This window comes from Crocosphaera watsonii WH 8501 (assembly GCF_000167195.1).
GTDB lineage: Bacteria > Cyanobacteriota > Cyanobacteriia > Cyanobacteriales > Microcystaceae > Crocosphaera > Crocosphaera watsonii.
In genome coordinates this window covers 1-26,390 of sequence record NZ_AADV02000036.1, presented here as the reverse complement: position 1 = coordinate 26,390, position 26,390 = coordinate 1, and the positions used below count along the sequence as shown (strand labels likewise).

Annotated in this window: 20 protein-coding genes and 2 pseudogenes; 10 read left to right on the top strand and 12 right to left on the bottom strand. The window is 36.0% G+C overall.

Features of this window, described 5'->3' with window-relative positions:
* Nucleotides 1-862 (top strand): GDP-mannose 4,6-dehydratase (locus CWATDRAFT_RS16845; RefSeq protein ID WP_007306154.1); only part of this gene is annotated, 862 nt, incomplete at its 5' end.
* 53 nt (nt 863-915) lie between these two features.
* Here the strand turns inward: CWATDRAFT_RS16845 and CWATDRAFT_RS16840 are convergent.
* Nucleotides 916-1,200, bottom strand: a complete 285-nt coding sequence (locus tag CWATDRAFT_RS16840) for an RNA recognition motif domain-containing protein (protein ID WP_007306153.1) — start codon at nt 1,198-1,200, stop codon at nt 916-918.
* A 173-nt stretch (nt 1,201-1,373) separates the two neighbouring features.
* On the opposite strand from CWATDRAFT_RS16840, the gene CWATDRAFT_RS16835 reads away from it, so the two are divergent.
* Entirely contained in the window at nt 1,374-2,588 is a 1,215-nt protein-coding gene (locus CWATDRAFT_RS16835; RefSeq protein WP_007306155.1) for a glycosyltransferase family 4 protein, read from the top strand.
* 314 nt (nt 2,589-2,902) lie between these two features.
* Nucleotides 2,903-3,982 carry a class II fructose-bisphosphate aldolase gene (fba, locus tag CWATDRAFT_RS16830; protein WP_007306156.1) on the top strand — a complete coding sequence of 360 codons (1,080 nt, stop codon included), beginning with the start codon at nt 2,903-2,905 and terminating at the stop codon, nt 3,980-3,982.
* A gap of 428 nt (nt 3,983-4,410) precedes the next feature.
* Here fba and CWATDRAFT_RS33900 read toward each other — a convergent pair.
* The 5 genes and pseudogenes from CWATDRAFT_RS33900 to polA form a co-directional block, all read right to left on the bottom strand.
* Nucleotides 4,411-5,936: pseudogene (locus CWATDRAFT_RS33900) on the bottom strand (IS5 family transposase).
* 242 nt (nt 5,937-6,178) lie between these two features.
* A pseudogene (locus tag CWATDRAFT_RS41830) lies at nt 6,179-6,841 on the bottom strand (DUF4926 domain-containing protein).
* Between the two features lie 68 nt (nt 6,842-6,909).
* The gene (locus CWATDRAFT_RS16805; protein ID WP_007306149.1) at nt 6,910-7,725 is read right to left on the bottom strand and encodes a carbonic anhydrase; all 816 of its coding nucleotides are present in this window, start codon (nt 7,723-7,725) and stop codon (nt 6,910-6,912) included.
* 172 nt (nt 7,726-7,897) lie between these two features.
* Entirely contained in the window at nt 7,898-9,028 is a 1,131-nt protein-coding gene (locus CWATDRAFT_RS16800) for a CO2 hydration protein (RefSeq protein WP_007306148.1), read from the bottom strand.
* Nucleotides 9,029-9,164: 136 nt separating this feature from the next.
* Nucleotides 9,165-12,077: a DNA polymerase I gene (polA, locus tag CWATDRAFT_RS16795; RefSeq protein ID WP_007306147.1), complete on the bottom strand. Its 2,913-nt coding sequence runs from the start codon at nt 12,075-12,077 to the stop codon at nt 9,165-9,167.
* A 105-nt stretch (nt 12,078-12,182) separates the two neighbouring features.
* Here polA and CWATDRAFT_RS16790 point away from each other — a divergent pair, with 105 nt between their 5' ends.
* Nucleotides 12,183-13,472 (top strand): M16 family metallopeptidase, encoded by a 1,290-nt coding sequence (locus tag CWATDRAFT_RS16790; RefSeq protein WP_007306157.1) that lies wholly within the window; start codon nt 12,183-12,185, stop codon nt 13,470-13,472.
* Between the two features lie 143 nt (nt 13,473-13,615).
* Nucleotides 13,616-14,482 (top strand): fructosamine kinase family protein, encoded by an 867-nt coding sequence (locus CWATDRAFT_RS16785; RefSeq protein WP_007306158.1) that lies wholly within the window; start codon nt 13,616-13,618, stop codon nt 14,480-14,482.
* Between the two features lie 217 nt (nt 14,483-14,699).
* On the opposite strand, the gene CWATDRAFT_RS16775 is transcribed toward CWATDRAFT_RS16785, so the two are convergent.
* Nucleotides 14,700-15,599 (bottom strand): amino acid ABC transporter substrate-binding protein, encoded by a 900-nt coding sequence (locus tag CWATDRAFT_RS16775; protein WP_190273852.1) that lies wholly within the window; start codon nt 15,597-15,599, stop codon nt 14,700-14,702.
* A 298-nt stretch (nt 15,600-15,897) separates the two neighbouring features.
* On the opposite strand from CWATDRAFT_RS16775, the gene CWATDRAFT_RS16770 reads away from it, so the two are divergent.
* Entirely contained in the window at nt 15,898-16,161 is a 264-nt protein-coding gene (locus CWATDRAFT_RS16770) for a DUF3146 family protein (RefSeq protein ID WP_007306159.1), read from the top strand.
* A 15-nt stretch (nt 16,162-16,176) separates the two neighbouring features.
* Here CWATDRAFT_RS16770 and CWATDRAFT_RS16765 read toward each other — a convergent pair whose 3' ends face one another.
* The 4 genes from CWATDRAFT_RS16765 to petM form a co-directional block, all read right to left on the bottom strand.
* Nucleotides 16,177-16,467 (bottom strand): TMEM165/GDT1 family protein, encoded by a 291-nt coding sequence (locus CWATDRAFT_RS16765; protein WP_007306145.1) that lies wholly within the window; start codon nt 16,465-16,467, stop codon nt 16,177-16,179.
* A gap of 12 nt (nt 16,468-16,479) precedes the next feature.
* Nucleotides 16,480-16,839: a TMEM165/GDT1 family protein gene (locus tag CWATDRAFT_RS16760; protein WP_007306144.1), complete on the bottom strand. Its 360-nt coding sequence runs from the start codon at nt 16,837-16,839 to the stop codon at nt 16,480-16,482.
* Nucleotides 16,840-16,861: 22 nt separating this feature from the next.
* A complete protein-coding gene (gene psb28, locus CWATDRAFT_RS16755; RefSeq protein ID WP_007306143.1) occupies nt 16,862-17,233 on the bottom strand; it encodes a photosystem II reaction center protein Psb28 in 372 nt (123 codons plus the stop codon).
* Nucleotides 17,234-17,441: 208 nt separating this feature from the next.
* On the bottom strand, nt 17,442-17,555 hold the full coding sequence (gene petM / locus CWATDRAFT_RS16750) for a cytochrome b6-f complex subunit PetM (RefSeq protein ID WP_007306142.1): 114 nt from the start codon (nt 17,553-17,555) through the stop codon (nt 17,442-17,444).
* 154 nt (nt 17,556-17,709) lie between these two features.
* Between petM and pdxA the strand changes: the two genes are divergently transcribed.
* The 4 genes from pdxA (at nt 17,710) to CWATDRAFT_RS16730 (ending at nt 24,612) form a co-directional block, all read left to right on the top strand.
* The gene (gene pdxA, locus CWATDRAFT_RS16745; RefSeq protein ID WP_007306160.1) at nt 17,710-18,813 is read left to right on the top strand and encodes a 4-hydroxythreonine-4-phosphate dehydrogenase PdxA; all 1,104 of its coding nucleotides are present in this window, start codon (nt 17,710-17,712) and stop codon (nt 18,811-18,813) included.
* Nucleotides 18,814-19,086: 273 nt separating this feature from the next.
* Nucleotides 19,087-21,210: an EAL domain-containing protein gene (locus CWATDRAFT_RS16740; protein ID WP_007306161.1), complete on the top strand. Its 2,124-nt coding sequence runs from the start codon at nt 19,087-19,089 to the stop codon at nt 21,208-21,210.
* Between the two features lie 46 nt (nt 21,211-21,256).
* Nucleotides 21,257-23,071, top strand: coding sequence for an EAL domain-containing protein (locus CWATDRAFT_RS16735; protein WP_007306162.1), 1,815 nt, complete (start codon nt 21,257-21,259; stop codon nt 23,069-23,071).
* Between the two features lie 83 nt (nt 23,072-23,154).
* Nucleotides 23,155-24,612, top strand: coding sequence for a GTP-binding protein (locus tag CWATDRAFT_RS16730; protein ID WP_007306163.1), 1,458 nt, complete (start codon nt 23,155-23,157; stop codon nt 24,610-24,612).
* A gap of 215 nt (nt 24,613-24,827) precedes the next feature.
* Here CWATDRAFT_RS16730 and CWATDRAFT_RS16725 read toward each other — a convergent pair whose 3' ends face one another.
* Entirely contained in the window at nt 24,828-26,354 is a 1,527-nt protein-coding gene (locus tag CWATDRAFT_RS16725) for an IS5-like element ISCwa2 family transposase (RefSeq protein WP_007306141.1), read from the bottom strand.
* Nucleotides 26,355-26,390: the final 36 nt, after the last annotated feature.

Here is a 26,390-nt window from a genome sequence, read left to right as displayed (position 1 = left end):
CTCACGGGATGCACAAATGTCCTCTTTTCAAAACTTAGTTCGTCTGGGAATTAGAGAAGAAGTTAAACTAGAATCTATGGCACTGAATGACTTTCGTAGTGTGCTACAAATTCTTCATAAAACTGAACCAGATGAAGTTTATAATTTAGCTGGCCAGAGTTCTGTGGGACTATCCTTTGAACTCCCTGTAGAAACCTTGGAAAGTATTGCTACTGGTACCTTAAACTTACTAGAAGCTATCCGCTTTACTGGCGCACCTATTAAATTTTATAATGCTGGTTCTAGTGAATGTTTTGGGGATACGGATACAATTACTGCCGATGAATTAACACCTTTTCGTCCTCGTAGTCCTTATGCGGTAGCAAAATTTGCAGCATTTTGGGAGGTAGCTAATTATCGGGAAGCTTACGGCATTTTTGCCTGTTCTGGTATTTTATTTAACCACGAATCTCCTTTACGCCCCGGACGATTTGTGACTCAAAAAATTGTCGCAACCGCTTGCAAAATTGCTCAAGGTCATTCCCATAAATTACAACTGGGAAATATCAACATCAAACGGGACTGGGGATGGGCCCCTGAATACGTCCAAGCAATGCACTTAATGCTACAACAGCCTCAAGCCGATGATTATGTAATTGCCACCGGAAACAGTTATTCCTTAGAAGCGTTTGTTATGGAAACTTTTAACTGTCTAGGCTTAAATTGGCAAGACCATGTAACCAGTGACTCCAGTTTGTTTCGTCCCACCGATATCACTTATAGTTGTGGAAACCCCAGCAAAGCTGAGAAAAAATTAGGTTGGAAGGCTCAATATAAAATGCCAGAGGTTGTTAGGATGATGATAGAAAATCGGCTCGGTTAATACATCGGGGTAGAGAGGCTCAATACAAGCTCTCTACCCCTTGATTGGTTAACTTAGTAATTTGAGCGACCACCACCGTTAAAAGAACCACGAGGTTCTCTTTCTTTGGCTTTATTAACCTTTAAGGTGCGGCCCATCCATTCAGCCCCATCCAAGGTAGAGATAGCTTCCTGTTCTTGGTCATCAGAATCCATCTCTACAAAGGCAAAGCCTCGCATACGACCTGATTCACGGTCTTTAGGAATATGAACACGCTTAACTGAACCATATTCTGTGAAGACCTCCTCAAGGTCTTCTTTATTCACGTCATAGGATAAGTTTCCTACATAAATTGACATTTTCGATTATCTCCGTTATTTAGAAGGATTGTAGAGCGTGAGTCATCGGAGAGAATCGTACAAAGGCTGAAAGGGGTACACCCGTCAATGCTGATAACAAAATCTACTACCGAATACTTAGTTGTCTCGATTTATAATATAACATATTTTTTCCATAACTATCTTAACCAAGAATGAAATTATTAATGATTTGTGCTACTTTTCCTTTTCCTCCCAGTCGAGGGAGAACTCAAGTCAGAACATTTAACTTATTAAAACAGTTAAGTTATTATCATGAGATTACTTTAGTCACCCAAAAAGCTGAAGATGTTACCGAAGAAGAAATAGAGGCTTTAAAGGGTTGGGTCAAAACTTTAATGTTATTTCCTCGTCCTAACAATCCTGAATCAGGGATTGTAGAAAAAGTCAAGCGTTTTTGTCAATTTTTGATAACAGGAACTCCTCCCAATGTTTCTTTTCTATACGATCAATCAATTCAGAACTGGGTTGATCAAGCTGTTAAGAATAATGATTTTGATGCCATTACCTGTGAACATAGTGTTAATGAAATTTATATTCGTCCTCACTGGAAAGAGAAGATAAAAACAGTTATTAATAGTCATAGTTCTGTGTATCGTACTTGTCAACATCAGCTTGATACAGCAACTTCGGAAAACTCTCAAAGGGATCGCCTTTATTTACCTTTGTTGAAACGCTACGAAAAACGAGTTTATCAGAAGTTTTCTCATGTGGTTGTTACCACAGATGACGACTATCAACAACTAAAAGAATTTAAAATAAATAGTCAAGTTTCTGTGCTTCCTAACGGAGTCGATTTAGGTATTTTTCCTGAGCGAAGTAGTGATCCAGGGGGTCATCATTTAATCCTCACAGGAGGAATGGACTATGTGACTAATATTGATGCTGCTTGCTTTTTTAGTCAAGAAATTTTTCCTTTATTACGTCAAAAATATCCTGATGCTATTTTAACTATTGTCGGGGCAAACCCAACAGAATCTGTGCTAAAATTAGGGAAAAATCCAGGGATTACAGTAACAGGAAAAGTGCCGTCAATGGCAGAATATTTACACAAAGCAACTGTTTGTGTTATTCCTTTAAGATCAGGTTTTGGCATTAAAAATAAGACCCTAGAAGCGATGGCAGCAGGGGTTCCTATCGTAGCAAGTGATCGGGGTTTAGAAGGAATGAAAGTTGATGGAGACAATACACCATTAAGAGCATTAAGAGCGAATAAAATAGAAGAATATGTCAAAGGAATTAGTAATTTATTTGAAGACAAAAAGTTGCGTCAAACTTTATCAAAAAACGGTCGGAACTATGTCGAAAATAATTACACATGGGAAAGTATAGGAAGAAAATATGAGAAAATAATTACCTATCCCCTCTAGTTAGGCACTGGAGCCAAAAATCTCTAGCTCCAGATTCTCTAGCTCCAGATAATGACCGGCAACAGTGAACCCGAACAAGAATCGTAAAGATCAGTGAAAAACTGCTAAATCAGCCAAATAGACGCTTATTATTGTATTTACTGCTAATCTCGAGAGTAAATTGACATTGTCAAATCAACAAAAGTATGCGTTCAAAAAAATAAAAAAAGAATTAGTCAAATAGTAAAATCTATCTTAAGATTAACGAATAAGAGAAATATTTTTCTTAACAACTTGCTTACAAAACATCTAATAAAGAGATTAGGAGGACATTTATGGCACTTGTACCTATGAGACTGCTTCTAGACCACGCAGCCGAGAATGGTTATGGTATCCCTGCATTTAACGTTAACAACCTGGAACAGATTTTAGCGATTATGCAGGCCGCAGACGAAACAGATAGTCCTGTGATTTTACAAGCTTCTCGTGGTGCGCGTAAGTATGCTGGAGAGAACTTTCTGCGTCATTTAATTTTAGGTGCAGTAGAAAGTTATCCTCATATTCCCATTGCCATGCACCAAGATCACGGCAACAGTCCTGCAACTTGCTACAGTGCTATCCGTAACGGTTTCACCAGTGTAATGATGGATGGTTCTTTAGAAGCAGATGCAAAAACCCCTGCTAGCTTTGAATATAACGTAAATGTAACGGCTGAAGTGGTTAAAGTCGCTCATGCTGTGGGTGCTAGTGTAGAAGGTGAATTAGGTTGTTTAGGTTCTTTGGAAACCGGAAAAGGAGACAAAGAAGACGGCCACGGATTTGAAGGAACCCTTAGTAAAGACCAATTGCTCACCGATCCCGACGAAGCAGTAGAATTTGTAGAACGTACTCAGGTTGATGCTTTAGCCATCGCTATTGGAACCAGTCACGGTGCTTATAAGTTTACCCGCAAACCCACTGGTGAAATTCTCGCTATTAGTCGTATTGAAGAAATTCATAGCCGTCTCCCCAACACTCACTTGGTAATGCACGGTTCTTCTTCCGTACCCCAAGAATGGTTAGACATGATCAACGAATACGGTGGTCAAATTCCTGAAACCTATGGTGTACCCGTTGAAGAAATTCAAAAAGGTATCAAGAGTGGGGTTCGTAAGGTTAACATCGATACCGACAACCGTTTAGCTATCACTGCTGCTATTCGTGAAGCTGCGGTTAAAGATCCTGCTAACTTTGACCCTCGCCACTTCATGAAGCCTTCCATGAAGTACATGAAACAAGTTTGTTCTGATCGTTATCAGCAATTCTGGACTGCTGGAAATGCTAGTAAGATCAAGCAAGAAAGTCTTGATGCTTATTCTGATAAATATGCTAAGGGTGAATTAAGCGCAGGAACCAAGAAAACTGTTGCTGTTTAATCAATTTACCTCTGATTATCCTTGAGGACTAAAAAACAGGGTGATTATTGATCACCCTGTTTTTTATAGCATTTCGCTAATCCCTGATTTATAGTAGTTTTTCTCATGGCACATTTTTCAGGCAAGTCACCATGATTATTTGAAATTTAGCTTAACCGCCAGAAGCCCCACGCTGTATTTTCCAAAAAAACACACAAATCAGCGTGGGATGAATGGCGGTGCGGAATGCACCTCCGCTTTCCTGCCGACTTGTAAAGTCGGCAGGGTCGGAGGTCAACTGAGGGGTTCGATGCCCCGAAAGTTGACAAACAATTATTTGCTAGGGATTGACATTTTTATCCTAAATGCTATACAATAAGTTTATGTTTGTTTAGATAGCGGAAGTGTTAAACCTTAATTAGGGTTTGCTGAAAAAGTTTCTCCAAAATTTATGCCACTTTTGACCAAGAATTTTCTGACAAATCAATAAGTTTTAGTACATAAAAATTGTTTAAAGTATAATCAAAATTAATGAAAGGCGGTTTGATGAGTTCCCCTGTTCTATTATTAGTAAATAAGGACAAAAAAAGCGACAAAAACTGCCTCAGAAGTTTACAAAGATTGACAACTAAAAATGTAATAGCAATAGATGTAATGGAGGTTTCAGGGAGTTTTGTCATCACGAGATTTAGGCTAAATCTTCGTTTAGCTTGTCCAAACTTTCCCTCAATAGCATTACGGAAGCATTCATCGGAGTGGGCTTGTTTCTTTTCTTCTTCACTGACATTTTTCGGAGGTCTTCTTAACTTCGGACCACTGATTCTTATCCCTCTTTCCTTACACCAATTTCTGTTTTCCCTAGTTCGATAAATTTTATCTACATGGACGGATTCGGGATAATAGCCAAACGTTTCTTTATACTTTTCTACTTGTTCTTTTAAATGACAAGATTCATTGAAGTTTTCCAAACTTATTTTGTCTAGAAACACATAGTTATCTACACAGCTTACTGAGAGTTTAGCTCCAAACTCTATTGGGTTTCCTGCTTTTCCCCTCACTATTGGACGAATATGCGGTTGAGTTAAACTTACAATTCTTTGAGGAACACTCTGGGTCTTATTCTCCCACATTGACTGTTGTTGTTCATAAACTTTTTTGATAGTCTCTAGACCATTTTTTCTGTCTTTTACTCAGATTTCCAGGGAAGCCCAGCTTGAATTAAGTCTTCTATATTTCCTAAATTTTTCTTAAGGTATTTTAACTGTTTCCCGATAGCTTTTCTTCTTTCTTGATAAGATACTTTTCGTTTTTTAGCTACTTTTAAGTATTCCTTTCTAGCAATTTTTCTAGAAGTTCTCGGCTTTTTTCTCAATTTTACTCTTAATGGTGTATAAAGATTATCTATTATTCTTTCTGTCTCAATTCTGGCTTGATTTAATATGCCTAAATCCGTTGGGTATTTGATGTCTGCTGGCGCACAAGTCGCATCTAAAATTAGTTTACCTTTATTTTTTATTTTTTCTCCTTTTTCTTGGAGACAATCCTTTTTTTTTACTTCTTTATCACTCTTGTCTATTTCTCTTTTTACTATTTTTTTATTGATTTTGTTTATCAATTCTCCATCAATTCTTTTCCTAAAATGAACTAGCATTGAAGATTCCAGTGGTGGCTCTTGTTGATAACAATTTAAACCTATAAAGTATTGTAGATAGGGATTTTCTCTAATCTGTTCTATAGTTTCTCTATCACTTGTTCCTAATTTTTCCTTAATAATTAATGTCCCTAATGCCATTCTAAATAGTTTGGCTGGCGCACCTTTTTCTGCTGAAAAAAGTTTAGCATATTCTTCCTCAAAATCATCCCAAGGTATCAACTCTGCCATGATTACCCAACGATTATTGGGGGACAATTTGCCCTCGAAAGGTAATTCAAATTTTTCTGGGGGCGGTAAAGGTTGCTCCTCTTTTCGATACATTTGTTCTTGACCAACAACTGGGAGGTGTTTCTACCAATTATAGCGGTTTGTAGCCGACAAAGCTGATCTTTTTTGCGATCGCGAATATGGGTGTAACCTTTTAAAGAATAGGGTTTTGCTTTTATTCAGCAAACCCTAATTAATTCTCATTAAACTTATAATTTTTATACTATCATGATCTTTGATTAATTGAACGTTTAGATAGTATTCTATCTTATATTATCCGTGACTCCTAATAATTTCTAGGAAACTTGATGAATAAAGCGGGCAAAGTTTAAGAGTTCTTGCTGTTGGTTTTCAGATAAGTTATTAATAACAGCATTTAATCTTTCTGAAACTGGTATCCAACTTTTGGTTTTGGCTTGCCAAACCACTATAAACTGCTTCTCTGAAAGAGTATATAAAGCAGTAGTTTCTCCCTCGTTATTACTAAATTCCACCTCATATTTTCCATCTTCAAAGCACTCAACAATACTTCCTTGACTGCCAATAAATTGTTTAGCTTCGGGTAAATTTATTAATAATTCAATAATATCAAAAAATTCGGGTTTTATCATGACCTTTTTTTTTATATATAGGGTAACTAATCTAGCTATATTGGTGTTTAGTTCTCTTATCCATCCCGTTCGCACAATTTCTTTTTGATAGGGTTGTATTCCTTTTATTTCTAAGTCAATTTGATAACGCTCCCCATGTTCATCTTTAAATTAAAAGGTGGCTTCTGCATCTAAAACTTGAGCATAGATTTGATTCAGTAAAAGTTGATAATTATCTTTATTATAGCCTAAGTGCCGTTGAAACATCAAAGCTTTATTTGCTCCTTTCGGGTTTTCTGGATCAAGGGCATATTCTGTTAGTTTGCGAGGGTTAATTTCTATGTGGTTAAACAGTTCTTTTGGTTTCACTTACCTCTTTTCTAATTATAATGTTTGTAACACCCTGTAGGGGTCAACGGCCGTTGACCCCTACAATATTAATAAGAACCCCGATAAATCCGTTGTGCCTGTTCCGGGCTAAACTGTTCATATCCTGGTAAAGAAGACCTATTACTGCCATTTTTACCGTTACCATTACTGCTTGCTCTAGTAGTTGCAGGACGTTTAAAGGGTGTAGATCCAGGAGCATGATTTCTAGGATGGAAACTATATTCCGGTTCGGTGTCTGTAATTGAACTTTGAGGGGCGATGAAATCATGGGACGCTCGATCGTATTCTAGAACTTCTCCTGTTTCAATGCGATAAATCCAACCATGTAGGGTTAATTTTTTTTGATGCAGACGAGAATGAATAACGGGATAAGTTTGTAAGTTTTCCAGTTGGGTTAAAACATTTTCTGCAACCGTAACTTCTAATAATTCTTCCCCTTCCAAATGACTATAATTATCCTTAACCAGTCTGCGAGTAGCTTCTGCGTGTTTTAACCAATCATAAACCAAAGGCATTTTTTCTTGTAAACTATTCAATTTTAACAGCCCTTTCATGGCACCACAATGGGAATGGCCACAAACAATAGCTTGCTGAATATCTAATGCAGAAATAGCATATTCTATGGCTGCACCTTCTCCACCATTGGCTGCACCAAAAGGAGGAATAATATTCCCTGCATTACGAATAACAAAAAGGTCCCCAACTTCTGCTTGTGTGATTAAATTAGGATCAACACGGGAGTCCGAACAAGTAATAAAAAGAATACGAGGGTGTTGTCCTTGGGATAATTCTTCAAATAATTCACGGTGAGAAAGAAAATAACCACTTTGGAATTTTTGTAGTCCTTCAATTAGTTTTTTCATGGAAAAAAATAGCTATTTCTACTTAGTTTTAATTTTCATCTCTCCTTAATTATCTCTTAAATTGGATATGTTGTATACCGTTTTCTATTTGATTTCTATAACCAATTCATAAGTTTTTATTAACAATTGCATAAAGTTTATTTGTAGGTGGGCAGTGCCTCACCCTACATTTCTAGTTATTAACAATAAGAATTTGTGAAGTTTTAAATCTATCCATCCACCCTTCTAAATAAGCCCTATTTTCTTTTTGTTCTTCAATATTTGTTGTGTCTAAAGGATAAGGTGCTAACCCTTTAATAGCAGCAGTTGTTACACAAAACATGGACTTTTGAAACGTTTGACAAATTTGTACTAATAAGTCATCTTCTTGACGAAAACTGTGGCGGTAAACTTCGTGTAAATATTCGGGTAAATGATGCCTCATATCCTGCATTAATAAAGTAGGAGGAATTCCTGCACCTCCTACAGGCAAAGGATCAGCGTATAACGCACCATAGGTAAAGATAGCTTGTTCTGAGGGTATTTGGTAGGATTGAGCGTTATAAGAAATGGTACCAGGAAAGGGGGTTCCTCTAAAAAATATTGCTTCTACATAAGGTACAGCAGTGTCCATCAAAAAGGTTAACTCTGCTTTTTTGGGTAGCACTTCATAGACTTCTTCTTTGATTTTTACTTGATAAGTAATTGGTTTTGCAGCATCTTTAACTAAACCATCTAATATGTGTTGAACGACATCAGCAATGGATTTAATTTCACCGTTATCATAGAGATCAGAAAGGTCTAAAAATATATCTGCCATCACTCGCCAAAATTGTCCCAAACCACTATAATAAGACATCATTCTCATGTGTTCAGGAAGGAATTCTGGGAAGATTTTATGCAGGGTTAACATTAAAAAGTTATGCTTAAATTTAGCTTGAATAACCTTTTCTACATTATTTCTAAATTCAGGGGTATCTAAATAAGCATCTAACTCACCTCCTCCATGCCACATCATTGCTTTCATGCAGTATTCTGCGTATTCAAAATTGGTTCTATTATGGTTCCAATGACTAAGTAATTTATCAATAGAAAACTCTCCATTGAAATATTTAAAGAAGGGAAATAGAATAAAAAATTGATGCTCAGAAATATAAATTAAGTTCCGAGAATATTGATCTAAAATAACACCATAACTTTTGAGAATACCCACCACTTCTATGACATTTTGGGGTGAGTCTTTGAGTAATGCTTGTCCATTTTCTAAGCGATGTATATATTCTGCTAAGGAATGACGAGAAGGTTGTATCTTTGTGTTAACCATATTTTATTTATGTTTTACTCTGCGGTTTCTTCTATTGTATCTATTATTTCATGATTATCGACTTTAGTAAATCTATAATATTAAATCTTTGGTTGATTCTTATATTTCATGAAAAATAATAATTATTCATCATTTCTTATTTAGCTTCCATCCAATTTTTACCCGTATTAATTTCTACTACTAAAGGAACAGTTAATGTAACAGCATTTTCCATTGTTTCTTTTATTTTATCTTCTAATTCTTCCCATTCTTGGTGTGGTATTTCAAATACTAATTCATCATGAACTTGTAGCAACAAGTTAGCTTGATAGTTGTCTAAAATTTCTTGTATTTTTACCATAGCAATTTTAATAATATCGGCACTTGATCCCTGAATGGGTGCATTAGCAGCAGCCCTTAATAACTGAGAATCATTATAATTTATATTTATTTTATTGAGATCAATATTTTGAGGATCATGACCACGAAAACGATATAAATTATCATCAAAAAAGTTAAAATAACGTCTTCTTCCTAAAATTGTGGTTACATATCCATTAGCGATCGCTTCTTTTTTCATACTCTCTAAATAGTCAAATACTTTGGCATAGCGTTGACGATATTTATTGATAAATTCTTTTCCTTCTACTGCACTAACTCCTGCTTCTCTAGCAAACCTCTGAGAACCCATTCCATAAATAACACCAAAGTTAATGGTTTTACCTAAAGTTCTTTCTTGGGGTGTGATTTCTTCTTTATCAAATAATAGTCTTGCTGTAACACTATGAACATCATCAGCATTTTTGTAAGCGTTTAATAGAACTTGTTCTTGACTTAAATGGGCTAATATTCTTAGTTCAATTTGGGAATAATCAGCAGAAACCAATAACCAATCTTGTTGTGGGATAAATGCTTGTCTTATTCGACGAGAAAATTCTGTTCTGATGGGAATATTTTGTAAGTTAGGGTTAGACGATGACAGTCTTCCCGTGGCAGTTACAGACTGATTGAAATTGGTATGTATTCGCTGATCTATTTTGTCAACTAATTCCGGTAGTGCATCAATATAAGTAGATTTTAGCTTAGATAAGGTACGGTATTCTAAAATATAATCTATGATAGGGTGATCCCCTTTTAATTTTTCGAGGGTTGCGTGATCGGTAGAATAACCTGTTTTGGTTTTCCTTGATTTTTTACGGTTTAGTTCTAATTTCTCAAATAAAATATGTCCTAATTGTTTGGGTGAGCCTAAGTTAAATTTTTCTCCTGCTGCTTGATAAGCGTTCTCTTCTAAACTCAATAAATGTTGTTCTAGTTCCTTGGACAGTTTACCTAAATATTCGCTATCAATAATAATTCCTGTATCTTCCATGATAGCTAAGACAGGTTCTAAGGGTTGTTCCACTTCTAATAATAGTTTGTCTAGGGTAGAAAGGGGTTTCAATTCATTTTTTAAAGGTTCCACTAATAAAAAGGTTGCATAAGCATCCATTCCACAATATTCTGCTACTGTTTCAATATCTAAATCTGCGATAGTTTGTTTTTTTCCGATACCTAAATCTTTATAATCAAGGGAAGTAATACCCTCTAAATATTGTTCACATAATTCACTTAGTTTATGACTCTTCTCTGGATGTAATACATAACTCGCTAACATAGTATCTAAAACCACACCATCTAGGTTAATTCCCTGATGTTTGAAGATGAGGCGATCAAATTTAGTATTCTGGAAAACTTTGGGATAGTTATTACTTTCCAAAATAGATTGTAATCTATCAAAAACCTGTTCTTTTCTCAGTTGTTTTCCTTGTTTATGTGCAATGGGAATATAAGCGATATCAGTGGGTTTATTTCCCCAACAACAACCAATACCAACTAACTCAGCTTCTCTCGGGTTTAAAGCTGTTGTTTCTGTGTCCCAAGCAACAGGAATATTCCCATTAGTATAGGTTACAAGTTTATTTACTAATTCTTCTAATTGTTCTATTTCCGTGATGATTTGAGGTTTAATTAAAGATTCTTTCTTCTCTTCTTCAATCTTATTAACCGTCTCTACTTGAGTCGATGAACTATCAAACAGTGAAAGTTGATGGGTTTCACTTCTATCAATTTTATCATGAAATTCTAAAGTAATATTACCTCCAAAATGTTCTTGTAATTGATTAATCTCTTTGACAAACTTTTTCAGTTCTAAGTTTTCTAATATAGGTTTAACCGCATCAAAATTAAATCCTTTTAGTTCACAATTTTCTATCTCGAAATCTAACGGTGCATCGGTAACAATTTTTGCTAAAAACTGTGAATGTTCCGCCTCTTTCTTCCCTTCCTTTAACTTTTTCTTATTTGCTCCTTTAATAGCTTCAATATTATTATATACTTCGTCTAAAGTTTCGTATTCATTTAATAGTTTAACTGCTGTTTTATCTCCTATTCCCCTAATACCGGGAATATTATCAGACTTATCACCACATAAAGCTTTATAATCAATTACTTGTGTGGGTTTAATACCCATTTTTTCTGTAACATCATCGAATTTAAACTCTGTATAACCCTCTCCTGAGGAACTTCTTACTGCATTTCTTTCTAAATATAAAACACTGAGATTATTCTGATCATTAACCAATTGAAAAAGATCGCGATCGCCAGTAACAATTTTTACTCGATAACCATTTTCTGTGCCTCGATTTGCCACCGTTCCCAAAATATCATCCGCTTCATATCCGGGTGCAGTTATAATAGTAATATTTAAAGCTTCTAATAGTCGTTGTAAGTTCTGAATATCCGGTATAAAATCCTCTGGAGTTTCTTTTCTATCTGCCTTATAGTTAACATCTGCTTCGTGACGAAAAGTCGGCTCACTACTATCAAAAGCAATAGCAATATATTCAGGCTTTTCTAACTTAATCACCTGAATTAAAGAATTAAGAAAACCAAAACAAATACTGGTAGGAATACCAGTAGAAGTTCTTAATGGCCCCCTTCTCGCTTTGGCAAAAGCATAATAAGCACGAAAGGCCAAAGAATGACCATCAATAAGCAGTAAAAGCGGTAAATTGCAAGGATTGGGCATAAGTAAAAGCAATTAAATATTTATGTACTGTAATTGTCGATTTGATTAAAGTTGATGCACTTTACTAAGATATAGGTAGCAGATTTAACCAACAGAACTATCTTTATGTTATCTCCCATCCTCGACTCATCGGTTTCCCAGACACCCACCATTGTTAATCTAACCAACGGCTTAACCATTATAGCTGAACAAATGCCCGTAGATGCAGTTAACCTCAATGTCTGGCTGAAAGTAGGATCTGCACTAGAGTCCAATGAGATCAACGGAATGGCCCATTTCCTGGAGCATATGGTCTTTAAAGGTACTCCAAACCTAAAAAATGGAGAATTTGAACAACGCATCGAACAAAGGGGTGCTGTGACTAATGCAGCTACTTCTCAAGAATACACTCATTTTTATATTACCAGTGCGCCCAATGATTTTGCGGATTTAGTACCGTTACAGTTGGATGTAATTTTTAATCCTATCATTGAAGATGGTGCGTTTGGACGGGAAAAATTGGTGGTTTTAGAAGAGATTCGTCGTTCTTATGATAATCCGAGTCGTCGCACCTTTTATCGAGCGATGGAAACCTGTTTTGATACTTTACCCTATCGTCGTCCCGTGTTGGGCCCAGCAGACGTGATCGAAGGGTTAACTCCTCAACAAATGCGGGAGTTTCATGGTAGTTGTTATCATCCCAACTCAGTCACAGCAGTTGCAGTGGGAAACCTTCCTGTTGAGCAATTAATTGATATCGTTGCTGATAGTTTTGAGAAAACTTATTATCAGACAGAAACGTTTTCTGATTCTTTGCAGTCATTAAGCTTTCCTGTGTCTCCAGAGTCACCTTTTGAGGAGATTATTCGCCAAGAATATGAAGATGAGCAACTACAACAAGCACGATTAATTATGATGTGGAAAGTACCTGGTTTGTTAGATTTAGAGGAAACTTATGGGTTAGATGTCTTAGCTTCTATTTTGGGAAAAGGTAAAACCTCTCGTTTATTTCAAGACTTACGAGAAGATAAAAACTTAGTCTCTCATATCAGTGTTAGTAATATGACCCAAAAAGTTCAGGGAATGTTTTATATTGCGGCAAAACTGGAAAAAGAGAATGTTCCAGAAGTCGAAAAAATAATCACTCAACATCTGCAAAGTATTCAGAAAGAGTCTATCAAGGAAGAAGAATTGAATCGGATCAAAAGACAAGCGGTTAATAGGTTTATTTTTAATAACGAAAGACCAAGCGATCGCACCAACCTTTATGGGTATTATTACTCTCAAATGCAATCGTTAAACCCTGCTTTATCTTACCCCCAAGTTATTCAATCCTTAACCACAGATGATATTCAAAATGCAGCACGGAAATATCTTGATCCTAATGCTTATGGAGTGACAATTGTTACCAACTAATAATAAACTATAAATGGGTCAGGAGTATCCCCAATTTGCCAATTGTCTTTGATGGATAATAGTTTTATTATTGTCAAACTCCAAAGATAATTTTCTGCAAATATGGAACGCTTTCAGTGGGTTAATTATTAAGGTCAAAAATAATGTGGACACAAATTTCTCAACATATTAGTGAAACAACAGGAAAACCCTTTACTGTCGAAAGGCAAAAATCTGTAAGTGGTGGCTGTATCAATCAAGGTTATTGTCTCATTGGCTCAGATATCAAATACTTTGTGAAGATTAACCATGCCTCTAAAGTTGAAATGTTTGCAGCAGAAGCATTGGGACTCAAAGAAATGGCACAAACCCAAACGATTCGAGTACCTAAACCGATATGTTGGGGTATGACAGAACGCTCTAGTTATATTGTTTTAGAGTGGTTAGAATTTGGTAGTTCTCATAATAGTGCTTGGGAAGAAATGGGGATAAAATTGGCTAAAATGCACAATTATCAAGGAGAAAATAAGTTTGGCTGGAGTGAAAATAATACCATTGGCTCCACGCCACAAGTAAATAATTGGACAGATACATGGTCTGATTTTTTTGCAAATCATCGCATTGGATTTCAATTAAAATTAGCCAATAGGAAGGGAGGAAATTTCGGCAATTATAATCAAATCGTAGATAAAGTAAGACAAATTTTAGCAAGTATTGAACCCCAACCTTCCCTAGTTCATGGTGACTTGTGGTCAGGAAATGTCGCAGTTACAGACGCAGGAGAACCTGTGATCTTAGACCCAGCAACCTATTATGGTGATCGGGAGGTTGATCTTGCTATGACAGAACTTTTCGGAGGGTTTCCTGCTGCTTTTTATCGGGGATATAACGAGGTATTTCCCTTAGATAAAGGATATAAGAAACGCAAAACTTTGTATAATCTTTATCACATTTTAAACCATTTTAATCTGTTCGGTGGTGGTTATGGTTCCCAGGCTAATTTTATGATTCAAGAAGTATTAAAGAATTAATATAGGGTTTCTCGGACTCATGGGGTACACCTAATATATATCTAACGTAACGGGAGCATCCCATTTTTTCAAAAAACGAGATGAATGGAGTTTGACGAGAAGATGGTGAGACGGGGGGAAATTCATCATATCAACTATTATCAATAAAGGAGAATTTGCAACTTTGGGATGCTCCCAACGAAACAAAAAACCCTCAAAAAGAGGGAAAATTTCCAAATCAATAACTAATTAAAGGAATCCATTCGTAACCATCTACAATACCTTGAAAATAATCGTTAATAGCTTCTCTAGAATAAGGTGTAACTCCCGTTTCTTCTCCAAACCATTTTTCATACATTTCTACTTGTTGCGGTTGATCACTAATAATACCTTCCATAAACTTAACTAAACTGTAATTTACCATACCTCGCCAAGCTGATTCATCTTCGGGAATCATACAAGCATAAGCTTCATAAACGTAAGGAAATTCTGGAACCACCTCAAAGCGATCGCCATTATTATTTTCTAATTGTAATGCCTGTAAAACAATCCCATCACCAGCAATAGCTTCAATTTCACCTTTTTTAAGCTTTTCTAACCCTTCAATTCTATTTTTAATAGGAACAATAATTGCAGCAGGTTGTTGAATTTTAATCGCTTGTTCATTAGTTGTATTCGGAATAACACCAATTCTCCTACCTGCTAAGGAGTCAATAGTACCTAAACTACTGCCTTTTTTCCTCATAATTTTTGTCCCACTAGCAAAATAACTAACAGAAAAATCAATAATCTTATCCCGTTCCCAGGTAAAAGTAGAAGAGGCACATTCTATATCAATCTCTTTATTTTTAACTTTATTAAAACGATTTTGTGGCGTAACTTCTACCAATTTTAAGCGAATAGGTTTCCCTAGTTCTTTTTCCACATTTTGACGAATAATCTCTAAAATATCAATAGAATAACCCACCCATTCTCCCTTTTCATTGATGTAGGCAAAAGGAGTTGCATCTTTACGAGTTCCTGCGGTAATAACCCCTGTTTGTCTAATTCTTTCGAGAATTTCTCCAGCCCAAACTGCATTTTGAGAAGTCGCAGTTAACAATAAAGTTAAAGCAAATAAAACAAATTTTTTTTTCATCATTTTTTTCCTCATACCATCCTAACCTCCTAGACTGGGAAAGGGTCAATTAAGTTTCAATTACAAATTGAGCAAAAATAAAATTATTTTTGTTGAAAAAAGTCGTAATGTGGGCAATATCTAAAATACTTTGTTTCGACCTTTTATTAATATTGCCCACCTCACGTTTATCTATAAACAGCTACTTATTGCCTATTTCCCTTTACCTCAGTTCTTGGCGACTGCTATCTATTCTACTGACAATATCAAACAGATTTGTTATGGTAAACATCTAAAGATATCTAGGATTAATGCCACTGTGAGTTCTAATAATCTACCCAAAACCACCGCTTATGTCCGTATTACTCAACAGTCTTGGCAGCAAGGACAAATGGAAGGAGAAGTAAGGGCCGCAGAATATCAATGGCGGTTTAAATGGCATTTTCGTCACGGACAGCTATTAGTACAACCGTCCCTAGGCCGTGCTTTAATTTATGAACCCTTGGGACGGTTTTTGGAACGATCTGACTATCAACTAGAACCTGGGGGAGATTATGAGTTTACCCTGCGATCGCAGCTTTAATTATTATGTTTGTGTTCACCCCTTTTCATCATCATCAAATTCCGGCCACAACAACCGTAAAGCCATTACAGCAAACCCTATAGCTGCCATCGCTTTTAACAGTTTAGTGGGCAGAAATTGAGCAATAGTTCCCCCAGCAATCACCCCCAAAAAACTCGCTAGAATTAAAGCAGTAATTGAGCCAAAAAATACCGCACGGGGAGACTTAGAACTACCTCCCAAAGCGATAGCTGCCAGTTGACTTTTATCCCCGACTTCTGCCAGAAAAACTGTAATAAAACTTAATCCAAATAATTGCCAATCCATGCTTAAATCACCTTAACTACTTAATATATCTCCTACCAATAACCCTGTAATTATTAGTAACAATAAAGCTACCGCTATATCTAAAGTTTTCGGAGATAAACGACGGGCTAACCAATAACCAATTAACACCCCTAATAAACTGGTCGCAATTAAAGCGATCGCTGACCCAGCAAATACTATCCAAGGGGATTGAGATTCTGCACTGATTAATAGGGTTGCCAGTTGGGTTTTATCACCCATCTCTGCTAAAAATATTGTCAAGAAAGTTGAACTAAAAACAGTCCAAAAACTCCACGTTCTTTGTTCTTTTGAACTCTCCTCAGAGAGAGAATTTTGCTGATTTTCAGTTTCAGTTGTTTGAGAAGCATTCATGATATAATAGGTAAGTAATCAATTATTTTGTATCTTGATAAGCCATGCCATTAGCTTCTGCGTAACGTTCCATAAAACGCATAAAACGATCCCAATGCTCATCTTTTTCAAGATCAAATCCGCATCTAACCTCTTTTAATTCATCCCCTTCATCCCCTCCCCAAATAATTTTTAAAGAAGAGGGAGTGACGCTAATTTCTCCTTCCGAGTCAATTAAACGTAAATCACCGTAGGTTTGATTTGTATAACTTCTGAACCTTTCTAAAGATTTTAAATTCTCAAAAATCATTAAGACATTACGAATCCCTGTTTGCTTACTCCGTCGTAAACTTACATTACTTAATTCCTCCGAAATGCCCACAAAGAACTCGATGGAAGGGGTGACATTACTCATACTTAATCCTTTTGATATTTTCTTAAAAACAGGGATTAAAACCAAGGAAGAAATTAAAAAAAGAACTCAATCTCTTCCCGATGTTTATAGCGTTTCTCGGACTCATGAGGTACACCTAATATCGAGCCTCCGAACTCCGAACTCCGAACTCCGAACTCCTAAAACTAGAAAACTCTGTACCTCACAAGTATGAGAAGTGCTATATATCTTATTCAGCTTCCCCTCCTTGAATTTTAAGAATGAGAAAGCCCCAAGCTAAGCCAAAAAGAACTAAAACCATTAAAACAACGGCACCATTAAACATCATACTTTCAGCAGTCATTTTTATTCTCCTAATTGAATGGATAAGTATTAATAATTGCGGGACAGTTTTAGCTTATCATTGAAGTTACCATTAAGGTAAAAGTTACTCAATTTTAGCCAAAGTTCACCCATGGTTATATATGTATTGTAAAGCACCAAGGTAAAATCACAAGATGCAATTCTCAGACTCCCCACAACGTCAACGTCCCCATTTAGCCTTAACCATGGGAGATCCTGCCAGTATTGGTCCCGAAATTATCCTCAAAGCCTTGGCTGATCCCACCATCAGCGAAACTTGTGATCTCACCGTCATCGGAACGCGATCGCTACTCGAAAAAACCTACCAGGAATTACACCTACAGGGACAGCCCTTAGTCCATCCCGACAACTTGTCAATAATTGATATTCCCCTCGATCCCAACACCATTGAGCAAATTATGCCAGGCTCCGGTAATGGGGCCAGTGGCAAAGCGAGTTTTCTTTACTTAGAAACAGCCATCGCCCATACCCTGGAAGGTAAGTTTCAGGGTATTGTCACCGCCCCCATTGCCAAGTCTTGTTGGAAAGCAGCCGGGTATAGTTATCCAGGACAAACAGAAGTATTAGCCCAAAAAGCCAAAATTGAGCGATTTGGGATGTTATTTGTGGGGCGATCGCCTTATACTGGTTGGACGTTACGAACCTTACTGGCCACCACCCATATTCCTCTCAACCACGTTTCTCAGACGTTAACCCCTCAATTAATGTCCCTGAAATTAGACCTATTGATTAACTGTTTGCAGCAAGATTTTGCTATTGAAAACCCGAAAATTGTCATCTCAGGATTAAACCCTCATAGTGGAGAAAATGGACAATTAGGAACAGAAGAAAAAGATTGGTTATTTCCCTGGTTAGAAAAAGCACAACAACAATATTCCCATGCAGAAATAGTGGGTTTAGTTCCCCCTGATACTTTATGGGTTAACCCGGCCAAAGCTTGGTATGGAGATACCTTAAAAATAACTCAAACAGGAGATACTGCCAGAGATCGACCGACATTAACTCTGAATAATGTCGGTGATGCTTATTTGGCACTGTATCACGATCAAGGACTAATTCCGGTAAAATTAATGGCCTTTGATCAGGCTATCAACACCACCATTGGTTTACCTTTTATCCGTACTTCCCCCGATCATGGAACCGCCTTTGATATTGCGGGAAAAGGTATTGCCAGGGAAACCAGCCTTAAAGCAGCCATCGAGTTAGCCGTTGAGTTAACTAAACAGCGATTAAGATAGATTTACCTATTCAAGTGATCAAGATCACATGATCAGTGGGGTTTAGATCAGTGGAAATTACAGATTTATAATTCATAATTGAGGCTGACTTATTGGAGTTATCTAAGTAGTCGGACATAAATAAACAGCACTGTATTAACTTATGTTAATAAGGCTATAACCCTTCCCTATTGCCTGTTCCCCGTTCCCTGTTTCCTTCCTTCACAGATAGCTTTAAATTTGTCCAACCACTTATATAATTCAACCGTTTATCCGCTATTTTTGAATCTTGTTATGCTTTATTTAACAGAAAAGAAGCAAAATATACAACATATCTTAGTTTTTAGTTTAACCAGTGGTCAACGAGTATTTTATCTGGAAGAACCCCAATATTCCATTGGCCGGTATTCCACAAATGCTACTGTCATCAATGCTGAAGGAATTTCTAGACAACACGCCACTCTCATTAAAACATCTAAAAATGATGAGCATTTTTCTTATGTTTTGATTGATGGCACTATTGAAGGGGATAGAAGTACCAATGGAGTCGTAGTAAATCGGGAAAAAATTGAGAAAACCGAACTAAAACATGGAGACAATATTTATTTTACTGGAGATGTAAAAGCCCATTATTATATTATTGATAACAGGAATCAAGAATGTGTGGATAAATTCAAGCCAAACCTTTTTATAAATTCTACTTCTCCTGATATAAATGGTTTTGCAAATCATACACAATTAAAAGAAAATAACATAGATATACCTAGCTTATCAGAAATAAAAAATCTAGCCTCTGTTGTAGAATTGAGTCCTATTCCTATTGTTGAAATTAACTATGAAGGAACCATTACTTACCTGAATCCATCTACTAATTTAAAATTTCCTAATTTACAAAAAAGACAAATTAAACATCCTTTGCTACAAGGATTGCTCGAAAAACAAGATTATAATAATGGGAGTTTAGTTATTCGAGAAGTTGATATAGAAAACCAAAGTTTTGAACAGCATATTCATTACTTAGCACAAGAACAACTAATCAGAAGCTATATATTCAATATCACCCAACGTAAACAAGCAGAAAATGAATTAAAGCACCATGCTTTTCACGATGGTTTAATAGGATTGCCCAACCGTAATTTTTTTGATCAACATATTTCTTTAATATCCAAAAATAGCCAAAGATATAATAAATTATTTGCTATTTTATTTATTGACATCGATAATTTTAAAAATATTAATGACACATTAGGACATAATATTGGCGATCAGATTTTACAATATTTTGCTAAGCGTTTAAACTCTCATATACGAAAAAGTGATTTCGTTTGTCGCTGGGGAGGAGACGAATTTGTAGTCCTTCTTGGAGAAATTCAAAATCCTGACCAAGCAGCTAAATTTTCTCAGAGATTGCTTCAAACCTTTGAACATCCCTTACAGATAGAAGGACATGAAATATATCTTAAATGTAGTGTGGGAATTGCCATTTATCCCGAAGATGGACAAGAAACAGAAATACTGCTCAAAAATGCTGATGCTGCTTTGTATCGTACCAAAGAATCTGGACGAAATCATTATCAATTTTATAACCCACAAATGGGTGTAGAAATTGCTGAGAATTTCACTCTAGAAAACCAACTTCATCAAGCTGTAAAAAATGGGGAAATGATTCTACATTATCAACCCCAAATTAATATCAAAACTGGTCAAGTTTATGGTTTAGAGGCATTAATTCGCTGGAAAAGTCCTCAACTGGGGTTAATTAAACCAGGTAAATTTATCCCTCTAGCAGAAAAAACAGGTTTAATCTTACCCATGGGGGAATGGGTACTAAAAACCGCTTGTCAACAAAATAAGAAATGGCAACAAATGGGATTACCCCCCGTGATAATTTCGGTTAATTTATCAGCACAACAATTACAACAACCTAATCTAATTGAAACTGTAGAAAATACCTTGGAATCTGTTGGATTAGATCCCAAATGGTTAGAATTAGAAGTAACTGAATCTATGCTGATGAAAAATATAACTATAGCCAAGAAAACCCTACAAGAATTAAGGGAGATGGGAGTTTATATTTCTATGGATGACTTTGGTACAGGATATTCTTCTCTAGGTTACTTAAAAAAATTCCCCTTTGATACCCTGAAAATTGATCAAAGTTTTGTGAAAGAACTTAATCAAAGTTCTCAAGACTTACATATTATTTCTGCTATTATGACCCTAAGTCGTGGCTTTAATCTGAGAGTTATTGCGGAGGGAGTTGAAAATCAAGAACAGTTAAAACTTCTGAAAGAATTGAATTGTGAAGAAATGCAAGGATATTTATTTAGTCGTCCTTTAAGTTCAGAAGATGTATTAAAGTATTTAATAGGTTTTCAGAAACAAAAAAATCAATTTCTTCTCTCAACTAACAATTGACAAAATATTTACCAAGCTTTTTCTTAAAAAAACCATACATAACATTATGAACACTCATATAAATCATTCTCAAAAAAGCCGCCAACTTCTAGTAGTCGAAGATCAAAAATATCGTCAAACCATTTCTTTAGAAGAAGAAACCTATTCTATTGGCAGACATACTAAAAATTCTATTGTCATTCATTCACAACAAGCTTCCCGTCGTCATGGTACATTAATGAGACGAAAACATCGTGATAATAATACCTATTCTTACTGGATTATTGATGGGGATCTAGATGGGAATAAAAGTCGTAATGGAATTTATGTTAATGGAGAAAAATGCTTAATCAAAGAGTTAAAGAATGGAGACTTAATTAACTTTGGTTGTGAAGTAAATGCGACTTATTATGCTAGTAATGAATGGTCTAATACTATCGTCGATATTATCAAAAGTAAACCGCAACAAGTCCATAGTGATTCCCCAGAATTGGATAGTCAATACACCATAGGAGCAGATCATGTATATTTTGGACTTCCCTCCCAAGCTCTCAATTCTAAAGATACACTTAAAGCTAAAGAATATCAAGATCCTTTAACCAAATTACCCAACAGGGTTTTATTCAAAGAATACTTTTTAAATTCTCTCAGCAATGCAAAGCAACATCATAAATCAATAGCGGTAATGTTATTAGATATTAATCACTTCCAAGGGATTAATAAAAATTGGGGCTATCCTGTGGGGGATAAAATTTTACTTGAAGTAGCTGAACGGATTAAAGCTAGTTTGAGAGGGAGTGATATTGTTTGTCGTTGGGGAGACGATAAATTTATGATTTTATTCCCTAAAATTAGTCATGGAAATGACCTTGAAAAAATCACTCAGAGACTTTTAAATAATATTGGCGAATCCTTACAGTTATCGGAAAAAGTTTTATATTTAGAGTATAGTATGGGTTGTGCTATTTATCCTCAAGACGGTCACGATAGTAAAACCCTTCTACGACAGGCAGAAAGTAGATTAACTAATCATAAAAAAGAAATGAGAGCAAAGAATAAAAGATATAATCTAACTATTGATCCCAAAGCATCTAAACTGTTAAAGGCAAAAACTGCTTTAGAAGAAGCATTAAAGCACCAAGAGTTAGAACTTTATTGTCAACCCCAAATCAAAATAAGGACAGGAGAAATTTCTGGAGTTGAAGCATTAATTCGTTGGAACCATCCAGAATTAGGTCAAATTAAGCCACAAAAATTTATACCTGTCGCTGAGCAAACTGATTCAATTATCTCCATAGGTGAATGGGTTTTAAGACAAGCCTGCCTTCAAAACCGTACTTGGCAGGATATGGGTTTACCTAATTTGATAATGTCGGTTAATTTGTCCCCATTACAATTAAAAGATACAAATTTTATTAATCTAGTTGAAAGCATATTAGGGGAAACAAAACTTGCTCCTCAATGGTTAGAATTGGAAATAACAGAAAAGGCAATACTTGCCAATACAGAAATAGCTCATCAAGTTTTGCAAAATTTAAGGCAATTAGGAATTCATTTATCTATGGATGATTTTGGAACCGGTTATTCTTGTCTTAACCATCTTCCTAAATTCCCCTTTGGCACCTTAAAAATCGCTCAGTCTTGTGTACAAGAAATAACAGAAAAACCAGAAAATATTGCTATTATTTCAGCAGCTATCGCTTTGGGAAACAGTTTGGACTTACGGGTTATTGCCGAAGGGGTTGAAACCAACAAACAACTCAAGTTATTAGAAAATTTAGATTGTCGAGAAGCCCAAGGGTATTTATTAAGTCAACCCTTAAATTATCAGGAAGCGACTAGATTTTTGGAGGTTTATCAACACCAAAAAGTTTCTTGTTAATTTTGCTAGAATGGGAGCATGGCCTTCTAGACTGTGACAAGCAGTCTTCTTGTGCTATAGTATTCACGACTCAAATGTAAACCATGTCTGAAGCAAGCGATCATAATTCTTGGAACTTTCCAGACTTAGACGAAGCGTTAGTGAGTTTTGATGAAATTCAAGAACAATTAAACTATCAACAAGCACAAGATAGTCTCAGAAATTTAGTTAACCATTTAGATTTAACCCATCGGGAACAAATTGGCTTAGAAAGTGAATTAAATAGCCTCACAGAAATGCTAGAGAAACTGGAGTATTCTTTAGTACAAATTGCTGCTTTTGGTATGGTGGGAAGAGGAAAATCTTCGGTTTTAAATGCCTTGATAGGAGAAAATATTTTTAAAACAGGTCCTTTACACGGAGTGACTCAAAGCATTGATACAGCAGACTGGAAATTACAACAAGATGAGCAGATAAAAGGGTTGCAAACAGTAGCCTTATCGGGGTGGGGAAAGTCTCAAATACAGTTAATTGACACCCCTGGTATTGATGAAGTAGATGGAGAAACTAGGGAAATGTTAGCCCATGATATGGCTAAGCAAGTGGATTTAATTCTCTTCGTTATTTCAGGGGATATGACTAAGGTTGAATTCGAGGCTTTATCCCGATTAAGATTAGCAGGAAAACCGATTATTTTGATCTTTAACAAAATTGATCAATATCCAGAAACGGATCGCTTAGCCATTTATGAAAAAATACGGGACGACAGGGTTAAAGAGTTGCTGTCTCCTGATGAAATTGTTATGATTGCGGCCTCTCCTTTAATAACAGAAATGAGTCAAGATGAACAAGGTAATTTAAAACAAAAAAGAAGCAGAGGAAAGCCAGAGATCGAGACCTTAAAGTCAAAAATATTAGAAATTTTACATCGAGAAGGTAAGTCTTTGGTTGCCCTTAATACAATGTTATACGCCGATGAAGTTAACGAGCAAATCATCGCCCGTAAATTAGAAATTAGAGAAAAAGCAGCTAACCAACTAATTCACAAAGCAGTGATGATTAAAGCCATGGCTATTGCTTTAAACCCCGTGACAGTGGTTGATTTATTTACAGGGGCAGTGGTGGATGTAGCGATGATTTTGGCCTTATCTAATCTCTATGGTATACCCATGACCCAACAAGCAGCGATCGCCCTTTTACAAAAAATTGGGGTGAGTATGGGGGGCATTAGTGCCACGGAGTTTCTCACTTCTTTGGGTTTGAGTTCCCTCAAAGGAATGTTAGGGTTGATGGTCCCCACAACCGCAGGGTTGTCTTTGCTTCCTTATATTTCCATTGCTATCACTCAAGGCAGTGTGGCCGGGGTTTCTTGTTATGCCATTGGCCAAGTAAGCAAACGCTATTTAGCTAATGGGGCAGCCTGGGGACCCGAAGGACCAAAAACAGTTGTGAAGCAGATTTTATTATCTTTGGATAAAACTTCGATTTTGAACCGCATTAAGTGGGAGTTGGGGGCTAAGTTGAAGCGAGATCAGGGTTTTAAGTTAAATCAAAGACTGTAACAGGAGATTCTTGTGATCCCCCCTAAGATTCCCCCCTTACTAAGGGGGGAATCTTAGGGTGGAGTGTGGGGAGTGTGGGAAGAATATTAGTCCAACCATAAGAGAGACTTTTGCTAAGCATTAAGAAAATTTACAAAAAGGGACTTGACGAATCCTTAAAATTTGCTGTAACTTTCTATAGTAATTAGGGTTTGCTGAAAAAGTTTCTCCAAAATTTATGCCACTTTTGACCAAGAATTTTCTGACAAATCAATAAGTTTTAGTACATAAAAATTGTTTAAAGTATAATCAAAATTAATGAAAGGCGGTTTGATGAGTTCCCCTGTTCTATTATTAGTAAATAAGGACAAAAAAAGCGACAAAAACTGCCTCAGAAGTTTAGAAAGATTGACAACTAAAAATGTAATAGCAATAGATGTAATGGAGGTTTCAGGGAGTTTTGTCATCACGAGATTTAGGCTAAATCTTCGTTTAGCTTGTCCAAACTTTCCCTCAATAGCATTACGGAAGCATTCATCGGAGTGGGCTTGTTTCTTTTCTTCTTCACTGACATTTTTCGGAGGTCTTCCTAACTTCGGACCACTGATTCTTATCCCTCTTTCCTTACACCAATTTCTGTTTTCCCTAGTTCGATAAATTTTATCTACATGAACGGATTCGGGATAATAGCCAAACGTTTCTTTATACTTTTCTACTTGTTCTTTTAAATGACAAGATTCATTGAAGTTTTCCCAACTTATTTTGTCTAGAAACACATAGTTATCTACACAGCTTACTGAGAGTTTAGCTCCAAACTCTATTGGTTTTCCTGCTTTTCCCCTCACTATTGGACGAATATGCGGTTGAGTTAAACTTACAATTCTTTGAGGAACACTCTGGGTCTTATTCTCCCACATTGACTGTTGTTGTTCATAAACTTTTTTGATAGTCTCTAGACAATTTTTCTGTCTTTTACTCAGATTTTCCAGGGAAGCCCCAGCTTGAATTAAGTCTTCTATATTTCCTAAATTTTTCTTAAGGTATTTTAACTGTTTCCCGATAGCTTTTCTTCTTTCTTGATAAGATACTTTTCGTTTTTTAGCTACTTTTAAGTATTCCTTTCTAGCAATTTTTCTAGAAGTTCTCGGCTTTTTTCTCAATTTTACTCTTAATGGTTTATAAAGATTATCTATTATTCTTTCTGTCTCAATTCTGGCTTGATTTAATATGCCTAAATCCGTTGGGTATTTGATGTCTGCTGGCGCACAAGTCGCATCTAAAATTAGTTTACCTTTATTTTTTATTTTTTCTCCTTTTTCTTGGAGACAATCCTTTTTTTTTACTTCTTTATCACTCTTGTCTATTTCTCTTCTTACTATTTTTTTATTGATTTTGTTTATCAATTCTCCATCAATTCTTTTCCTAAAATGAACTAGCATTGAAGATTCCAGTGGTGGCTCTTGTTGATAACAATTTAAACCTATAAAGTATTGTAGATAGGGATCTTCTCTAATCTGTTCTATAGTTTCTCTATCACTTGTTCCTAATTTTTCCTTAATAATTAATGTCCCTAATGCCATTCTAAATAGTTTGGCTGGCGAACCTTTTTCTGCTGAAAAAAGTTTAGCATATTCTTCCTCAAAATCATCCCAAGGTATCAACTCTGCCATGATTACCCAACGATTATTGGGGGACAATTTGCCCTCGAAAGGTAATTCAAATTTTTCTGGGGGCGGTAAAGGTTGCTCCTCTTTTCGATACATTTGTTCTTAACCAACAACTGGGAGGTGTTTCTACCA

Bases quoted from the DNA above. Each gene is read 5' to 3' on its own strand.
- CWATDRAFT_RS16840 (WP_007306153.1), bottom strand. From the start codon at position 1,200: ATGTCAATTTATGTAGGAAACTTATCCTATGACGTGAATAAAGAAGAC.
- CWATDRAFT_RS16835 (WP_007306155.1), top strand. From the start codon at position 1,374: ATGAAATTATTAATGATTTGTGCTACTTTTCCTTTTCCTCCCAGTCGA.
- fba (WP_007306156.1), top strand. From the start codon at position 2,903: ATGGCACTTGTACCTATGAGACTGCTTCTAGACCACGCAGCCGAGAAT.
- CWATDRAFT_RS16805 (WP_007306149.1), bottom strand. From the start codon at position 7,725: ATGAAAAAACTAATTGAAGGACTACAAAAATTCCAAAGTGGTTATTTT.
- CWATDRAFT_RS16800 (WP_007306148.1), bottom strand. From the start codon at position 9,028: ATGGTTAACACAAAGATACAACCTTCTCGTCATTCCTTAGCAGAATAT.
- polA (WP_007306147.1), bottom strand. From the start codon at position 12,077: ATGCCCAATCCTTGCAATTTACCGCTTTTACTGCTTATTGATGGTCAT.
- CWATDRAFT_RS16790 (WP_007306157.1), top strand. From the start codon at position 12,183: ATGTTATCTCCCATCCTCGACTCATCGGTTTCCCAGACACCCACCATT.
- CWATDRAFT_RS16785 (WP_007306158.1), top strand. From the start codon at position 13,616: ATGTGGACACAAATTTCTCAACATATTAGTGAAACAACAGGAAAACCC.
- CWATDRAFT_RS16775 (WP_190273852.1), bottom strand. From the start codon at position 15,599: ATGAAAAAAAAATTTGTTTTATTTGCTTTAACTTTATTGTTAACTGCG.
- CWATDRAFT_RS16765 (WP_007306145.1), bottom strand. From the start codon at position 16,467: ATGGATTGGCAATTATTTGGATTAAGTTTTATTACAGTTTTTCTGGCA.
- CWATDRAFT_RS16760 (WP_007306144.1), bottom strand. From the start codon at position 16,839: ATGAATGCTTCTCAAACAACTGAAACTGAAAATCAGCAAAATTCTCTC.
- psb28 (WP_007306143.1), bottom strand. From the start codon at position 17,233: ATGAGTAATGTCACCCCTTCCATCGAGTTCTTTGTGGGCATTTCGGAG.
- petM (WP_007306142.1), bottom strand. From the start codon at position 17,555: ATGACTGCTGAAAGTATGATGTTTAATGGTGCCGTTGTTTTAATGGTT.
- pdxA (WP_007306160.1), top strand. From the start codon at position 17,710: ATGCAATTCTCAGACTCCCCACAACGTCAACGTCCCCATTTAGCCTTA.
- CWATDRAFT_RS16740 (WP_007306161.1), top strand. From the start codon at position 19,087: ATGCTTTATTTAACAGAAAAGAAGCAAAATATACAACATATCTTAGTT.
- CWATDRAFT_RS16735 (WP_007306162.1), top strand. From the start codon at position 21,257: ATGAACACTCATATAAATCATTCTCAAAAAAGCCGCCAACTTCTAGTA.
- CWATDRAFT_RS16730 (WP_007306163.1), top strand. From the start codon at position 23,155: ATGTCTGAAGCAAGCGATCATAATTCTTGGAACTTTCCAGACTTAGAC.
- CWATDRAFT_RS16725 (WP_007306141.1), bottom strand. From the start codon at position 26,354: ATGTATCGAAAAGAGGAGCAACCTTTACCGCCCCCAGAAAAATTTGAA.